Origin of the sequence: Mycobacterium sp. NPDC006124 (genome assembly GCF_040614235.1) — a bacterium.
Taxonomy (GTDB): domain Bacteria; phylum Actinomycetota; class Actinomycetes; order Mycobacteriales; family Mycobacteriaceae; genus Mycobacterium.
This window is the reverse complement of the sequence record NZ_JBEXUA010000003.1, coordinates 253,513-267,202: the sequence shown is the minus strand read 5'-3', so window position 1 is coordinate 267,202 and position 13,690 is coordinate 253,513. Positions and strand designations below refer to the sequence as shown.

The following is a 13,690-nucleotide window of genomic DNA, read 5'->3' as shown; positions in this document are numbered from 1 at the left end:
TGTTTCGGTTCGTCTCTCTTCACGCAAGCGCCCGTCGGCGTGCCTAGCGCGCGTAGTAGTTGGGGGCTTCGGTCGTCATCGTGATGTCGTGCGGGTGGCTCTCCTTGAGCCCCGCCGAGGTGATCTGGACGAACTGCGCCTGCTGCAGGTGCTCGATCGTAGGCGAACCGGTGTACCCCATGGCCGCGCGGAGTCCGCCGGTGAGCTGGTGGATGACCGTCGACAGCGGACCTCGGAACGGCACCCGGCCCTCGATGCCCTCGGGCACCAGCTTGTCCTCGCTGAGGACGTCGTCCTGGAAGTAGCGGTCCTTGGAGAACGAGCCCCGGGTCGCGCCGTCCGATCCGCGTCCCTGCATGGCGCCCAGCGACCCCATGCCACGATAGCTCTTGAACTGCTTGCCGTTGACGAAGATCAGGTCACCGGGGGCTTCGGCGGTACCGGCGAGCAGCGATCCCAGCATCGCGGTCGACGCCCCGGCGGCCAGTGCCTTCGCGATGTCGCCGGAGTACTGCAGACCGCCGTCGGCGATGACCGGCACGCCGTGCGGCGCGCAGGCGGCGACGGCCTCGAGGATGGCGGTGATCTGCGGCGCTCCCACCCCGGCGACCACGCGGGTGGTGCAGATCGAGCCGGGTCCGACGCCCACCTTGACGGCGTCGGCTCCGGCCTGGACCAGGGCCAGCGCGGCAGCGCGGGTGGCGACGTTGCCGCCGACCACCTCGACGCGATCGCCGGCGACGGTCTTGAGCCAGTGCACCATGTCCAATACGCCGCGGTTGTGGGCGTGCGCGGTGTCGACGATCACGACGTCGACCCCCGCGTCGACGAGCGTCATGGCCCGTTCCCTGGCGTCCGCGCCGACGCCTACCGCAGCACCGACCAGCAGGCGTCCGTCGCTGTCCTTGGTGGCCAGCGGGAACTGCTCGGTCTTGACGAAGTCCTTGACGGTGATGAGCCCGGTCAGCTTGCCGTTGCCGTCGACGATCGGCAGCTTCTCGATCTTGTGGCGGCGCAACAGGCCGAGCGCCGCGTCGGCGGTGACCCCCGACTGCGCGGTGATCAGTGGCGCCTTCGTCATCACCTCCGACACCGGCTTGCTGGTGTCGACCTCGAAGCGCATGTCGCGATTGGTGATGATGCCAACCAGCGCACCCTGGGCGTCCACGACGGGCAACCCCGAGATGCGGAACCGGGCACACATGGCGTCGACCTCGGCCAGGGTGTTCGACGGCGAGCACGTGACGGGATCGGTGACCATGCCGGCCTCGGAGCGCTTGACCGTCTCGACCTGGCCGGCCTGCTCGGCGACCGGGAGGTTGCGGTGTAGCACGCCCATGCCGCCGGCACGGGCCATGGCGATGGCCATCCGCGACTCGGTGACGGTGTCCATCGCCGAGCTGACGAGCGGCACCCGCAGACGGATCCGCCTGGTCAGCTGGCTCGAGGTGTTGGCGTTGGCGGGCACGACGTCGGACGCCGCGGGAAGCAGGAGAACGTCGTCGAACGTCAGCCCGAGCATGGCGATCTTGGTGGGATCGTCCCCTCCGGTGGACACCGGTACGGCGGTGGGAAGGTCGCTTTCAGCGATCGACATGGGTGGGGCCTCCAGGTGGCGCAGGACTAAGTGACCATCCTATCGGGGTCCCGGGCCCGGCTTGGCTTCCACGCACCGTTGGCAACGCGGTGGCAACACGGCGGCAAGCAAGAAAAGGGGCTGGTTCACGGTGTGGACGGCTGGCGCGACACCCGACGTGCTGAGTAGTGTGGAGCCGTGCGAGACCATCTGCCACCGGGTTTGCCGCCGGATCCCTTCGCCGATGATCCGAGCGACCCCACCGCGGCCCTCGACGCACTTGAACCTGGCCAGCCGCTCGACTCCCAGGAACGCATTGCCGTCGAGGCCGATTTGGCCGATCTTGCCGTGTACGAGGCCCTCTTGGGTCACAAGGGGATTCGCGGGCTGGTGGTCTGCTGTGACGAATGCCAGCAGGATCATTATCACGACTGGGACATGTTGCGGGCCAACCTGCTGCAGCTCCTGGTCGACGGCACCGTCCGGCCGCACGAGCCGGCCTACGATCCCGAGCCGGATGCCTACGTCACGTGGGACTACTGCCGCGGCTATGCCGACGCCTCGCTGAACGAGGCGACGACGGAGTCGGACGGATATCGCTGAGGGCTTAGCCCTCGCTCGTCACACTCTTCCCTTCATTCGGCTTCGCGCGCCTAACCCGGCGGAATGGTCGTGGTCGTCGTCGGCGCCACGGGCGCAGCCGTCGTCGCCTGCGGGCTGGGCTGAATCGGCGTCGTCACGGCCGGTGCCGCGGTCGACCGCGAGGGTGCAGCAGGTTCTTCCGCGGGTGCCGAGGCCGCCGGCTGCCTGGTCACCGTCGTCGTCGTACTCGACACCGCGGTGCTGGGGGCTGGCGTGCTGCTGGGAGCCGCCGAACTGGCGGCTGCCGAGCTGCTGGACGGCGCCGGATTGCCGGTGGGCGTCGTAGCCCCCGCGGGAGCCGTACTCGTCGGTGCGGTACTCGCGGTCGGCGACGACGTGGAGGGCACGGCGGTCGACGACGACGCCGGGCTGGTCGGCGCGGTCGTCGAGGACGCCGGGGAGGACACCGGGGAGGACGTCGTGGTCGAGGAGTCCGAGGGCAGCGTCGTACTGCTGGTCGTCGACTCCGAGGGCGAGGTCGGTGACGTCCCCGAGGTCCCCGAGGTCCCCGAGGTCTCCGAAGTCGTGGTGTCCGAAGTCTGAGTCGTCGTCGTGTCGGAGCTCGGGGTCGTCTCGACGACCGGCACCGGCAGCCACGTCAGCGGGGACGAGGGCAACGCCGGCAACGGCTCACCGGGGGCCAAGGTTGCCGCCGGGTCCTGCTCGACCACCTTGTAGGTCAACGCATTCCACTGTTCGACGAGCTGCTGCTTCTGTTCGACCTGACCCACGTCCTGCACGGTGCTGCTGACGGCGACGAGCTTGCTCTGCGCCTCTTCCCACTGTCCGTCGTCGATCAACTGCTGTACCTGCTGGAGCTGGGCGGAGGCCAGGGAGACCTGATCGTCGCGGGTCTCCTCGTGCTGACCGAACAGTGCGGTTCGCATGCCGTAGAGACTGTCGCCGGGGGCGGCGCCGTAGACGGCGGTGCCGAAGCCACCGATGCAGAGCATGGCGGCGGCCACGGATCCGACGACGGCCAGCGACCGACGGGAGCCCCGGTTCTTGGCCAGGCCGCCGTTGAGCGCGTCGACGGCGTCACCGAGTGAGACCGGTGCGGTGAGCGGTGCGTCACGCACGTCGTCGCGCAGCCCGGAGAACAGGAAGGCCAGTTCGGCCTCGGCGTGGTCGGTCGGATACGCGGGTTGCTTGGAGGCGAGCGCCTCGAAGAAGCGGTCCGCGCGGTTGATCTCGTCGAGCGACGGTTCGCCGCCGTTGTTCCAGCGGTTGGAATCAGGCATCGGCGTGCCTCGATCCGTTCAGTTCGCCCTTGAGTCGTGCCAGCGCCCGGTGCTGGGCGACTCGCACGGCACCGGCGGTGCTGCCGACCGCCTCGGCGGTCTCCTCGGCACTCATGCCCACCACCACGCGCAGGACCAGGATCTCCCGTTGCTTCTCGGGCAGGATCGCCAACAGTTTGTTCATGCGCTCGGCCGCGTCAGCATCCATTGCCATCTGTTCGGGACCGGCCTCCATTGAGGGTCGGTCCGGAAGGGTGTCGGTCGCGTCGGCCCGGTTGCGCCCCTGGGCGCGATGAGCGTCGGCGACCTTGTGAGCGGCGATGCCGTAGACGAAGGCCAGGAACGGTCGTCCCTGATCCTTGTAGCGCGGCAGCGCCGTGATGGCGGCCAAGCACACCTCCTGAGCCACGTCGTCTGCTGACAGACCACTGCGTTCCGCTGACCCGACCCTCGCCCGGCAATACCGGAAGACGATCGGCCGGATGGTCTCCAGCACTTCCCGGAGTGCATCTCGATCGCCGTTGACCGCTCTGGCCACGACACCATCGAGACTGTCTCCCGAAATTGTCATCGTGGGCAGTATCTCCAGCGTTACGGATGGGGCGGTTGTCGGCGGGTGTGCCAGCTAAAGAGTAGTGATCGGGACGTGACTCGCAGATTCACCGCGCCGACCACGAGCCGCCCCGGTGGCGAATCAGGGCTGCCGACGCGTCGCGAACTGCGACGATGCGCGAAGGTGAGTCGACGGCGCTGCCGATGTCGGCGAGCAGGCAGGCCAGGGCCCAGCGCAACGGCACCAGTCCGTGCTCGTGGGTCGTCGACAGGGCGTCGTCGGCCGTCTTGCGGGCCTCGTCGGGGTCGCCGACGGCACACAGGGCCGCGGCCAGCACGACGCGGGACTTGGCGTCGTGTCGCGCCGAACCGACATCCGAGGCCAGGCCGACCGCACGTCGGGCGTGCTCGAGAGCAGCCGGGCCGTCGCCGGTGAACATCGCCAATTCGGCCCGGACCCAGGCCAACCGCACCGCCAGTCGGTCGTCGACGGCGCCAGAGCCCAGCACGTCCTCGGCGCGACTCAGAAGGCGGGCCGACAAGGCGTAGCGGCCGAGTCCCAGCGCGTCGGCGGCCAACCCGACGAGCGCGTCGGTCCCCGCGGTGAGGTCGTCTCCAGCGGCGGCCCAGGCCCGGCCGTCCCAGCCCCGGGCCGCACGGTGTCCCCCGAGCTGGCGAAGGAACGACGCCCGGGTGCTGGCGGCCAACGACGCCAGCGGGCCACGGGGCTGGGTGCGGACGAGCGCGTCGAGTTCAGCCAGTGCGACGCCGTAGCGGCCCTGTCCCCCGGCCGCGACGGCCCGCAACCAGAGCTCGGTCGGAGTGTTCGCCGGGGGCAATGGCCAGCGGCCGGGGCGCGCACCGAACGCAGCCTCGGCGAAGACGGTCATGAACGGGGACGCTATCAACGCGCGTCGTCGGCCCGAATGCGCGTCGAGGCGGTCGGGCCGGCCGACTCGGCGGTGAAGGGGCGAAGTTTGGTTAACAGTGAATGCTCGCCGTGTTACGTCGACGTCAACTGGGCCGTCGCGTCCCGTGGACCCTGGCGCCGGCCGACGATGCGCGAGCAGCGTAAATGCCCGAACATCGAACGCTGAGCGCGAAGTCGAGTGGCCGGTCTCGTTTCGCCCGCGTCGCATTGATGAACGTGATGTAAATTCTCGGCCTGCCGTTATGTGGTTGAGCACATGCTTGGGCTATTGACCCATGTTCACGAGCCCTTCTAGTTTGTGTGCACGAGTAGTCATCGGCGACACGTGCTCGGATCGGTTACACGACTCACGCTTTCGATCGTTCGCGAAAGATGTGCGTAGAGAGGGGTTTTCCCAATGCCACAGCCGCAGCAGTTGCCCGGGCCCAACGCCGACATCTGGGATTGGCAGATGTCAGGACTTTGCCGGGGTGTCGATTCTTCGATGTTCTTCCATCCCGACGGCGAGCGTGGACGGGCTCGCGCCCAGCGGGAAATGCGCGCCAAGGAGATGTGCCGCAGCTGCCCGGTGGTGACTCAGTGCCGGTCACACGCCCTCGCCGTCGGCGAGCCCTATGGCATCTGGGGCGGTCTCAGCGAGTCCGAGCGCGAGCTTCTGCTCAAGCGGGGCATTCGCCGCAGCGCCTAGCTAGGGGTTCCGCTTCACGGCTCGGTCGACGGCGTGCGAGGGGTCGACGAACGCGGCACGCCCGTCTGACTCCACGGGGTGTCGGCGGTTGAGTCTCCGCGCCTGCAGCTGCCGCTTGCGCACCTTGAACGAGCTCCACTCGCCGAGCGTGACCCCGGCGGCCAGCGCGGTGCCGATGGCCATCGCGCCAAGCACCGAGGCGAAGCCGACGGCGTGCTGGTCGTTGAGGATGGCGTAGATGCCGTGCAGCAACGCCAGACCTGGAAGCAGCGGGACGATACCGGCGATGGAGACGACGAGCGGCGGCGCCAGGTTGCGGCGCTCCATGAGACGGCCGACCAGTCCGATGGGCACCGCGGCGGCGAACGACGCCACCACCGCACCCAGGCCGGCGCCCTGGGCCAGCAAGAACACGACCGTGCCCGCGGCTCCGCCGAATGCCGCGGCCACCGCGGAGGTGCGTTCGGCGTAGCAGGCCAGGGCGTAGGCCGCCGCACTCGCGGCGCCGAAGGCCACACGTGCCGGCACTTCGGCCAGTGCCGGTGGGGCGTATCCGCTGATCGCGACGAACGGCGCACCGAACTGACCCGCCAGGTGCAGGACCAGTGCCACGCCGGAGATGGTGGCTGCGGTCATCATGACAAGCTCGAAGAATCGGGCCGCGGCAGTCACGGGTGCCCCGGTGATGACGTCGCCGACCGAGCCGACCAAAGACAACCCGGCGAGCAAGACGACGAGGCCTGCCGCGATGGCCACCGTCGGCTCGAAGTTCAGGCCCAGCTTCGGGCTGAGCCAGTAGAGCACCAAGGGGGGCGCGGTCGCGATGGCGCCGCCCACGGCGTACTGGAAGAAGAACGGCAGGCCGTGCTTGTTGAGCTGGCGGTTCACCCGGTCGATCGTCATCGCGCTCAACGCGCTGACGAGGCAGGCCAGCAGGCTGGCGCCGAGGGTTCCGGCGGTGGCGAAGGCCAGGGCGCCCCAGGCGAGGGTGGCGATCCACCGCTTGTAGGGGTGCGGCGCAGTGGTGATGGCGTCGAGTTCGTCGCGGGCCGTCGAAGGTGAGATCTCCCCCGCGCGGATGCGGCCGATGAGGCGGTCGACCGCGGCCAACCTGCTGAAGTCCATCGACCTGGACTGCACGATGTGCAAGGTGCTGGCGGGTGCCGCGGTGGGACCGCGGTAGGCGGAGACGTGGATCGTGGTGTTGATGACGTCGACCTCGCAGCGTTCGAGGCCGTAGGCGACGGTGATCGCGGTGACGTTCTCCATCGTGGCGGTGGCCGGCATTCCGGAGGCCATCAGGATCGCGCCGATCGACCCCGCGAGGTCGAGCACCTCGCCGACCCGAGCGCTGTAGGCGGCGTCGAGCTTGCGGCTGTTGTCGGTGATCCGCGGGAGGCTCCCGGTCGGGGGGTCCGTCTCGCGAACGATGCGGCTCAAGATGTCGCGCTGACGCGCCCGCCACTGCTGGCCGGCGTGACTACGGGGCATGTTCACTGCACTGATCTCCTGTAAGCGACTGCTCCGACGCCCATCCGCGCATGCGTCAGGAGCAAAACCGATTTTACTCATGGCAGGCTCACTTTCGCGATTACCCGCTCGTGAGAATGGGCACACCATCGCCACGGAGCTGGTTTTCTAAGCCATCTATTAGGTTGGCTACCTACTTTGAGGGGCATCCACTGCTCAGACGATGAGCTCACCGGAAAGGCATTGGCGATGACGTCAACCATCGAAGTCGGCACCACGCACTGCCCGCGCTGCGCGGGCCCGCTGAACTTTCAGCTCGACGCGGTCGACGGCGGCGGTCTGCGCTATGACGTGTCGTGCCTCCCGTGCCAGCAGGTGTACTTCCACGTCAGCACGGCGTCGACCCAGCTTCCGGCCGCCGCGGCGGCCTAGGCGTCGAGCGGGTTGGACCTCATGCGGCCGGCACCGTCTCGGCCCATCGACCCGGCAGCCGCACCCTCGGGCTTGCGTACGGCCTGGTCCTGAAAGCATGCGATGAATTCCTCGGCGAACCCGTGCCGCGGATACCGCCCCACGATCTGCGTCCTGAGGGCGGCGGGGAACTCCTCGGGCCGCTGTCCGGCGACGTCCCAACTGGTGGCAACCTGCAGTAGGTGCGACTCCGGGTCGACGGCGGCCGACACGTCGTCGCGCATGTGGAGCACGATGATCTCTTCCGCCCTCACCGCCCGCTCGATGGGCCAGCCCGCCGCGACGCCGAACACCCAGGCCACGTCACCTCCCGCCTGCTCGAAGGCCACCCGATGACTGTCGAACGAGTCGGTGAGTCCGATGTCGTGCAGCATCGCCGAGACGTAGAACAGCTCGTCGTCGAACGCGATGTCGTGCGCGGCGGCGTACGCCGTCCCCCACAGATACGAACGGACGCAGTGGTTTAGCAGCCCGGGTGAGTAGAAGCGGGTGGCCACCGTCAGTGCGGCCGTCGCCGCGGGCGTCTCGGGAAAGTCGGTCATCGGTCGCCTCCTTGGGATGGGTCGTCGACGCAGACGACCGGCTTGCCGTGACCGCCGGCCCCCGGTTCGAACGCGGCGAGCGCGTCCTCGAGGGCGAACCTCGCACCCAGGAGCGGCCGTAGCCGGCGATCTCGCAGTCTGACCTCCAGCTCGGCCAGCCCCGCGCGATCGGGCTCGACGACGAAGAAGACCGCTCGCCCGGCTTCGGGGCGAACCCGTGGTGCCGCGGCGATGCTGACCAGTGCGCCGCCGGACCGGACCAACGCCGCCGAGCGGTCAAGGAGCTCGCCACCCAATACGTCCAGAACCACGTCGACCCGACCGACGTCCTCGAGCCGCTGATCCTCCAGGGCGACGAATTCGTCTGCACCGAGGCCGATCACGGCGTCGCGGTGCGCGGCGCGGCCGGTGCCGACGACTCGGGCGCCCGCCTCGCGCGCCAGCTGTACCGCAACGGAGCCGACACCGCCGGCCGCGCCGTGCACCAGCACGGTCTGTCCGGCTTCAAGACGCCCATGGGTGAACAGACCCTGCCACGCGGTCAGACCCGAGACCGGCATCGCCGCCGCGGTGACGAAGTCGACCTGGTCGGACAGGGGCACCAGATTGCGTGCCTCCACCGCGACGTATTCGGCCAGCGTGCCGTCGCGGCACCAGTCGGTAATGCCGAAGACACGCTGACCAACCTCCAATCCGGTTGTGCCGAAACCCAATTCAGCCACCACCCCGGCGACCTCGTGGCCCGGAACCGACGGCGTGCGGTCCCGGCCCGCGCGGTCGGTCCAGGTGGCGGGCCAGTCGAGTTCACCGGGCGTGAACCCCGCCGCGTGGACGCGAACCACCACGTCGTTCTCCGCGGCGTGCGGATGAGGTCGCTCGGCCAACTCGAGGCCGGCGGTGCGACTTCGTGCGATCACCGCCCGCATGGTGCTAACCGCGTCCTCCGACGTGCGCTGGCAAGCGTGCAGACGGCACCACCTGGTTCCCGGAATGCCTGTCCTGCCGGGACTTCCACGGGTTTGCGACCCCCCGGCTCGACGAGCGGCGGGGTGATGGACGCCAGATCGGAGGTCCTGACGTGTCCGGTGGCCACCATGGCCCCCACGTTAATCCCGAACAGGCGACCCAAGGGGGCCAATCCGGCGCCAGGAGCGTAGGCACGTCGTCCGCCCCACGGCTCGAGCCGGCTCGGCTCGACGTACGACACGCGGGCCCCGACGCGACGAACAGCGCCCCCGGCCACGTGGACCGGGGGCGCTGCTCGAGACGAACGATCTAGTGCGAGTGGCCGTGGTGGCCGTGGCCGTCGTCCTCGACCGGAGCCGGCTTCTCGACGACCGCGGTCTCCGTGGTCAGGATCATCCTGGCCACCGACGCCGCGTTGAGCACCGCGGAGCGGGTCACCTTGACGGGGTCGACGACGCCGTCGGCCAGCAGATCGCCGTAGGCCAGCGTGGCGGCGTTGAAGCCCTGCCCCGCCGGCAGTTCCGAGACCTTGTTGACCACGACCGAGCCGTCGAGCCCGGCGTTGGTGGCGATCCAGAACAGAGGCGAGGACAGCGCGGAGGCGAAGACGCCGACGCCGAGCGCCTGGTCACCCGAGAGCGACTCACGCAGCGCCTGCAGAACCGACCCGGCCTGGACCAGGGCGCTGCCGCCGCCGGTGACGATGCCCTCCTCGACGGCCGCCTTGGCCGCGGAGACGGCGTCCTCGACGGCTTCCTTGCGCTTCTTGAGGTCGGTCTCGGTGGCCGCGCCGACCTTGATCACCGCGACGCCACCGGAGAGCTTCGCCAGCCGCTCCTCGAGCTTCTCGCGATCCCAGTCGGAGTCGGTGGCCTCGATCTCGGCGCGCAGCTGAGACTTGCGGCCCTCGATCGCGTCCTGGCTGCCGCCACCGTCGACGATGACGGTGCTGTCCTTGGTCACGACGACGCGCCGGGCGGTGCCCAGCACCTCGAGGCCGACCTCACGCAGCAGCAGTCCGACGTCGGGGTTGACGACCTGGCCACCGGTGACGACCGCCAAGTCGTCGAGGAACGCCTTGCGACGGTCACCGAAGAACGGCGCCTTCACGGCGACGGCCTTGAGCGTCTTGCGGATGGCGTTGACGACCAGCGTCGACAACGCCTCGCCCTCGACGTCCTCGGCGATGATGAGCAGCGGCTTGCCCGCCTCGGCGACCTTCTCCAGCAGCGGCAGCAGGTCCGGCAGCGAGCTGATCTTCTCCCGATTCAGCAACACCAGCGCGTCTTCGAGGACGGCTTCCTGGGTGTCGAAGTCGGTGACGAAGTACGCCGAGGTGAAGCCCTTGTCGAAGCCGACGCCCTCGGTGACCTCGAGTTCGGTGTTCAGCGTCGAGGATTCCTCGACGGTGACGACGCCGTCGTGGCCGACCTTGGTCATGGCCTCGCCGACCAGTGCGCCGATGACCTCGTCACGCGAGGACACGGTGGCGACCTGCGCGATGCCGTTCTGATCGGTGACGGGCGTGGCGGCGGACAGGAGCGCCTCGGACACCGCGTCGGCGGCCTTGGCGATGCCCTGACCCAACTCGATGGGGTTGGCACCGGCGGCCACGTTGCGCAGTCCGGCCTTGATGATCGCCTGGGCGAGCACGGTGGCGGTGGTGGTGCCGTCGCCCGCGACGTCGTTGGTCTTGGTGGCCACGGACTTGACGAGCTGCGCACCGAGGTTCTCGAACGGATCCTCGAGGTCGATCTCGCGGGCGATGGTCACGCCGTCGTTGGTGACGACCGGGCCGCCGAAGGCCTTGGCCAGCACGACGTGCCTGCCACGCGGTCCCAGCGTCACGCGGACCGCGTCGGCGAGCTTGTCGACGCCGGCTTCCATGGCCCGGCGCGCAGTCTCGTTGAACTCAATCTGCTTGCTCATGATGGTTCTTTCTGTCTACGTAGATGAGACGCAACGCATGCCGCCCCGGACATCACCCGCGTTGACGGGGATCTCCGGGGCGGAATGGTGATGCTTACTTGGAGACGACTGCCAGCACGTCACGTGCCGACAGAATCAGGTACTCCTCGTTGTTGTACTTGATCTCGGTGCCGCCGTACTTGCTGTAGATGACGGTGTCGCCCTCGGAGACGTCCAGGGGGATGCGCTTCTCGCCGTCCTCGTCCCAGCGGCCGGGGCCAACTGCGACGACGGTGCCTTCCTGCGGCTTTTCCTTGGCGGTGTCGGGAATGACCAGACCAGAAGCGGTCGTAGTCTCGGCCTCATTGGCCTGAACGAGGATCTTGTCCTCGAGTGGCTTGATGTTCACGGCCACGATGGAGCCCTCCACATTGATAGGGGTGCGATCCGGGACGATTCCCGGACCTTCACGGATTCCTGCAGTTGTCATGTTGTTCGGCACGCGTCCTGCACCTCGACACCGTCGTCGCGGGAGCCGGAGCGGGGTTTGGCCGCCTGCCACTTAGCACTCTATACACGCGAGTGCTAGTACCTCAAGGGTGGGTGCACGGTGATTCGGATCTAGATCAAGTACGACCGCCGACAGGGCCGCCTGCCTCGGTAGCCTCGGCGGCATGCTGGTGTGGATGAACGGCGCGTTCGGCGCGGGCAAGACCCACACTGCCCACGAGTTGGGTGGCACAACTCCTTGAACAAGTGGCGTCGACGGTTTGTGGTCAGCCGGCTCGACGGTCTAGTGGATAAGCCGCGACCGGGGCGGCCATCGTCGATCCTGTTGGACAAGATCGAAGGAGTACTAGTCGCGACGCTAGAGCAGAAACCAGCGAACGCAATGCACCGGTCGCGGACGTCGACGGCTGCACGATCGGGGTTCTCGCCGACGACGATCGGTCGGATCTGGCGCCGATTCGATCTCAAAATCCCATCTGGTCAATGGGTTCAAACTCTCGACTGACCCGATGTTGGTCGTCAAGGTTCGATGTTGTTTGCCTACACCACAATTCGCCCGAGAAGGCGGTCGTGTAATGCGTTGACGAGAAGTCGCAGATGCAAGCGTTGGACCGCTCGCCTGGTCGGCGTCAACAGCCCAGATGGGTACGCCAGATGTGCGAGAAGCTGCACGATCCCCGCGGAGTTTCTGGCGCCGCACGAGCTGCGCTCGCTCTCGGCCGACATCGCGACCATCCGCACGAGATCGAGATCCAGGGCATCTGTGCGGGTATCGATTACGAGTCCGCCGAGTCGACGACGGCGACGTTGGGGAAACTCTAATTGGCCTGCGCCCGTGTGGTTTCCGTCGAACTGCCTGATCGCCAGGGCGCTGAAGCGCCACCATGAGTTCTTCGGCGACGACTTCGCCATCTCCCATCCGACCCGGTCGGAGAACTCGACCACGCTCGACGTGGCGGCCACCGACATCTGGAAGCGGCTCGTCGACGTCTTCCTTGTCGACGAGAACGGCCGCCGACCATGCTTTGGCGCCGTGCAACGAGCGCAAACCGATCCGCGGTGCGTGACAACGCGCTGTTCATTAGTAATTCAACGGTGACGACGGCACCTGGCTGGGCGCAGTCACCAGACCGGGTGGACGGCGCTTGACGCCGACGTCATCCGCCGCAGGCACGGCACACTGCCCGCACTCCGCGAGATCATCGCGCGGGTGGTGCGCGACGCTACGAGCTGAGCCCCCTCCCCCGCATTGGGGTCCGACGTCGTCGGCGTCGCTCTTTAGCCCTGCCCGATCCAGCCCCCGTTCCCAGTGCTGCGTGGCATGCATTTCGAGTGTCGCCACGCAACGTTCTGCGGGAGGGAGGACGCATGGAGTCAACGGGATGTTTCCACAGGGCCCAGAACCCAGAACCGCGCACGATACTGCGATCACAGCGCAGCCTCGACGGTTCCCAAAAAAGTTGCCAGCAAACCATATCTGTGCAGAAGTTGGTCGAATTACCAATCTCGAAAAGACGAATATTCTGCGGGGTGGCAAAAGTATTACTTTGCTATAGGAGACGAATCCAAGAGATATAGGCCTCCAAACAGGCATTATTGACCATGCAGGAAGCTTTCCTGGAGTTGCTTCAATAATCGCTGGTGACGCACAGGTCACCTACGCGGATTCTGAGGTAACACCAGATATTGCTTTGCTAAATCTTTGGTGCCATGATGACAGCGAATATCAACGGGGTGGTAAAGAGAACGGGGCTCGGGGGGGCATGCAGTCAAGAAATTCGATTCACCGGCGGCGCATGGGGTCGAACGCGATCGATGAGCAGCCACTTGGTGTAGACGACGAACGGTCACGCGCAGTCGTCGATGCAGAACCCAGAGCCGAGCAGGCAACCCCTGGCGCGACCTACGCGAAGTATGTCGGCCGGGTGGGGGCGCTTGCGGTAGCACTCGGTGTCGGCGGACTGTTCGGGGCCTTCCCCGCATTGGCCTCGGCGGACGACGCCACATCAACGGTATCCGGGACGACTGCGCCCGACTCCTCGTCCGTGTCGGGATCGGGCACTTCGTCGACATCGCCATCAACGGATCCCGCCCCGAAGCTGCCGACCGTTACGGGCTCGTCGCCCAACTCGGGTTCGACGTCGAACTCCAACACCACCGCGATCGGAAGCAATGGCGCCCAAGCGGGTTCGA

The 13,690-nt window shown here is 67.6% G+C and carries 15 protein-coding genes; 4 read left to right on the top strand and 11 right to left on the bottom strand.

Going from position 1 to position 13,690, the window contains the following annotated elements:
* Nucleotides 1-43 precede the first annotated feature (43 nt).
* Nucleotides 44-1,597 carry an IMP dehydrogenase gene (gene guaB, locus ABZ195_RS08215; protein WP_355216556.1) on the bottom strand — a complete coding sequence of 518 codons (1,554 nt, stop codon included), beginning with the start codon at nucleotides 1,595-1,597 and terminating at the stop codon, nucleotides 44-46.
* A 177-nt stretch (nucleotides 1,598-1,774) separates the two neighbouring features.
* Here guaB and ABZ195_RS08210 point away from each other — a divergent pair, with 177 nt between their 5' ends.
* The gene (locus ABZ195_RS08210) at nucleotides 1,775-2,179 is read left to right on the top strand and encodes a DUF5319 domain-containing protein (RefSeq protein ID WP_355216554.1); all 405 of its coding nucleotides are present in this window, start codon (nucleotides 1,775-1,777) and stop codon (nucleotides 2,177-2,179) included.
* Between the two features lie 50 nt (nucleotides 2,180-2,229).
* On the opposite strand, the gene ABZ195_RS08205 is transcribed toward ABZ195_RS08210, so the two are convergent.
* From ABZ195_RS08205 to ABZ195_RS08195, 3 genes are all read right to left on the bottom strand, one after another.
* Entirely contained in the window at nucleotides 2,230-3,459 is a 1,230-nt protein-coding gene (locus ABZ195_RS08205) for an anti-sigma-D factor RsdA (RefSeq protein ID WP_355216552.1), read from the bottom strand.
* Nucleotides 3,452-4,030 carry a sigma-70 family RNA polymerase sigma factor gene (locus ABZ195_RS08200; RefSeq protein WP_355216550.1) on the bottom strand — a complete coding sequence of 193 codons (579 nt, stop codon included), beginning with the start codon at nucleotides 4,028-4,030 and terminating at the stop codon, nucleotides 3,452-3,454. The genes ABZ195_RS08205 and ABZ195_RS08200 overlap by 8 nt, the downstream gene beginning before the upstream one ends.
* An 88-nt stretch (nucleotides 4,031-4,118) precedes the next feature.
* A complete protein-coding gene (locus ABZ195_RS08195) occupies nucleotides 4,119-4,901 on the bottom strand; it encodes a hypothetical protein (protein ID WP_355216549.1) in 783 nt (260 codons plus the stop codon).
* A 438-nt stretch (nucleotides 4,902-5,339) separates the two neighbouring features.
* On the opposite strand from ABZ195_RS08195, the gene ABZ195_RS08190 reads away from it, so the two are divergent.
* Nucleotides 5,340-5,630, top strand: coding sequence for a WhiB family transcriptional regulator (locus ABZ195_RS08190; protein ID WP_056556934.1), 291 nt, complete (start codon nucleotides 5,340-5,342; stop codon nucleotides 5,628-5,630).
* Here ABZ195_RS08190 and ABZ195_RS08185 read toward each other — a convergent pair whose 3' ends face one another.
* Nucleotides 5,631-7,121, bottom strand: coding sequence for a threonine/serine exporter family protein (locus ABZ195_RS08185; RefSeq protein ID WP_355216547.1), 1,491 nt, complete (start codon nucleotides 7,119-7,121; stop codon nucleotides 5,631-5,633).
* 228 nt (nucleotides 7,122-7,349) lie between these two features.
* Here ABZ195_RS08185 and ABZ195_RS08180 point away from each other — a divergent pair, with 228 nt between their 5' ends.
* Nucleotides 7,350-7,532, top strand: a complete 183-nt coding sequence (locus ABZ195_RS08180; RefSeq protein ID WP_355216545.1) for a hypothetical protein — start codon at nucleotides 7,350-7,352, stop codon at nucleotides 7,530-7,532.
* On the opposite strand, the gene ABZ195_RS08175 is transcribed toward ABZ195_RS08180, so the two are convergent.
* The 4 genes from ABZ195_RS08175 to groES form a co-directional block, all read right to left on the bottom strand.
* Nucleotides 7,529-8,113 (bottom strand): cyanamide hydratase, encoded by a 585-nt coding sequence (locus ABZ195_RS08175; RefSeq protein WP_355216543.1) that lies wholly within the window; start codon nucleotides 8,111-8,113, stop codon nucleotides 7,529-7,531. The genes ABZ195_RS08180 and ABZ195_RS08175 overlap by 4 nt on opposite strands.
* Nucleotides 8,110-9,039 (bottom strand): NADP-dependent oxidoreductase, encoded by a 930-nt coding sequence (locus ABZ195_RS08170; protein ID WP_355216541.1) that lies wholly within the window; start codon nucleotides 9,037-9,039, stop codon nucleotides 8,110-8,112. The genes ABZ195_RS08175 and ABZ195_RS08170 overlap by 4 nt, the downstream gene beginning before the upstream one ends.
* A gap of 349 nt (nucleotides 9,040-9,388) precedes the next feature.
* Nucleotides 9,389-11,008 carry a chaperonin GroEL gene (groL, locus tag ABZ195_RS08165; protein ID WP_355216539.1) on the bottom strand — a complete coding sequence of 540 codons (1,620 nt, stop codon included), beginning with the start codon at nucleotides 11,006-11,008 and terminating at the stop codon, nucleotides 9,389-9,391.
* A 94-nt stretch (nucleotides 11,009-11,102) separates the two neighbouring features.
* The gene (gene groES, locus ABZ195_RS08160; protein WP_149480186.1) at nucleotides 11,103-11,405 is read right to left on the bottom strand and encodes a co-chaperone GroES; all 303 of its coding nucleotides are present in this window, start codon (nucleotides 11,403-11,405) and stop codon (nucleotides 11,103-11,105) included.
* 264 nt (nucleotides 11,406-11,669) lie between these two features.
* Between groES and ABZ195_RS08155 the strand changes: the two genes are divergently transcribed.
* Complete coding sequence (locus ABZ195_RS08155; RefSeq protein ID WP_355216537.1) at nucleotides 11,670-12,002, top strand: helix-turn-helix domain-containing protein; 333 nt, start codon at nucleotides 11,670-11,672, stop codon at nucleotides 12,000-12,002.
* A 35-nt stretch (nucleotides 12,003-12,037) separates the two neighbouring features.
* Here ABZ195_RS08155 and ABZ195_RS08150 read toward each other — a convergent pair whose 3' ends face one another.
* Together ABZ195_RS08150 and ABZ195_RS08145 are read right to left on the bottom strand one after the other, a co-directional pair.
* Nucleotides 12,038-12,466 carry a hypothetical protein gene (locus ABZ195_RS08150; protein WP_355216535.1) on the bottom strand — a complete coding sequence of 143 codons (429 nt, stop codon included), beginning with the start codon at nucleotides 12,464-12,466 and terminating at the stop codon, nucleotides 12,038-12,040.
* Nucleotides 12,467-13,400: 934 nt separating this feature from the next.
* The gene (locus ABZ195_RS08145) at nucleotides 13,401-13,652 is read right to left on the bottom strand and encodes a hypothetical protein (RefSeq protein ID WP_355216533.1); all 252 of its coding nucleotides are present in this window, start codon (nucleotides 13,650-13,652) and stop codon (nucleotides 13,401-13,403) included.
* Between the last annotated feature and the right edge of the window lie 38 nt (nucleotides 13,653-13,690).

What these genes read in the sequence shown, in the direction of transcription:
- guaB (WP_355216556.1), bottom strand. Translation starts at nt 1,597, where the DNA reads ATGTCGATCGCTGAAAGCGACCTTCCCACCGCCGTACCGGTGTCCACC.
- ABZ195_RS08205 (WP_355216552.1), bottom strand. Translation starts at nt 3,459, where the DNA reads ATGCCTGATTCCAACCGCTGGAACAACGGCGGCGAACCGTCGCTCGAC.
- ABZ195_RS08200 (WP_355216550.1), bottom strand. Translation starts at nt 4,030, where the DNA reads ATGACAATTTCGGGAGACAGTCTCGATGGTGTCGTGGCCAGAGCGGTC.
- ABZ195_RS08195 (WP_355216549.1), bottom strand. Translation starts at nt 4,901, where the DNA reads ATGACCGTCTTCGCCGAGGCTGCGTTCGGTGCGCGCCCCGGCCGCTGG.
- ABZ195_RS08190 (WP_056556934.1), top strand. Translation starts at nt 5,340, where the DNA reads ATGCCACAGCCGCAGCAGTTGCCCGGGCCCAACGCCGACATCTGGGAT.
- ABZ195_RS08185 (WP_355216547.1), bottom strand. Translation starts at nt 7,121, where the DNA reads ATGCCCCGTAGTCACGCCGGCCAGCAGTGGCGGGCGCGTCAGCGCGAC.
- ABZ195_RS08180 (WP_355216545.1), top strand. Translation starts at nt 7,350, where the DNA reads ATGACGTCAACCATCGAAGTCGGCACCACGCACTGCCCGCGCTGCGCG.
- ABZ195_RS08175 (WP_355216543.1), bottom strand. Translation starts at nt 8,113, where the DNA reads ATGACCGACTTTCCCGAGACGCCCGCGGCGACGGCCGCACTGACGGTG.
- ABZ195_RS08170 (WP_355216541.1), bottom strand. Translation starts at nt 9,039, where the DNA reads ATGCGGGCGGTGATCGCACGAAGTCGCACCGCCGGCCTCGAGTTGGCC.
- groL (WP_355216539.1), bottom strand. Translation starts at nt 11,008, where the DNA reads ATGAGCAAGCAGATTGAGTTCAACGAGACTGCGCGCCGGGCCATGGAA.
- ABZ195_RS08150 (WP_355216535.1), bottom strand. Translation starts at nt 12,466, where the DNA reads ATGTCGGTGGCCGCCACGTCGAGCGTGGTCGAGTTCTCCGACCGGGTC.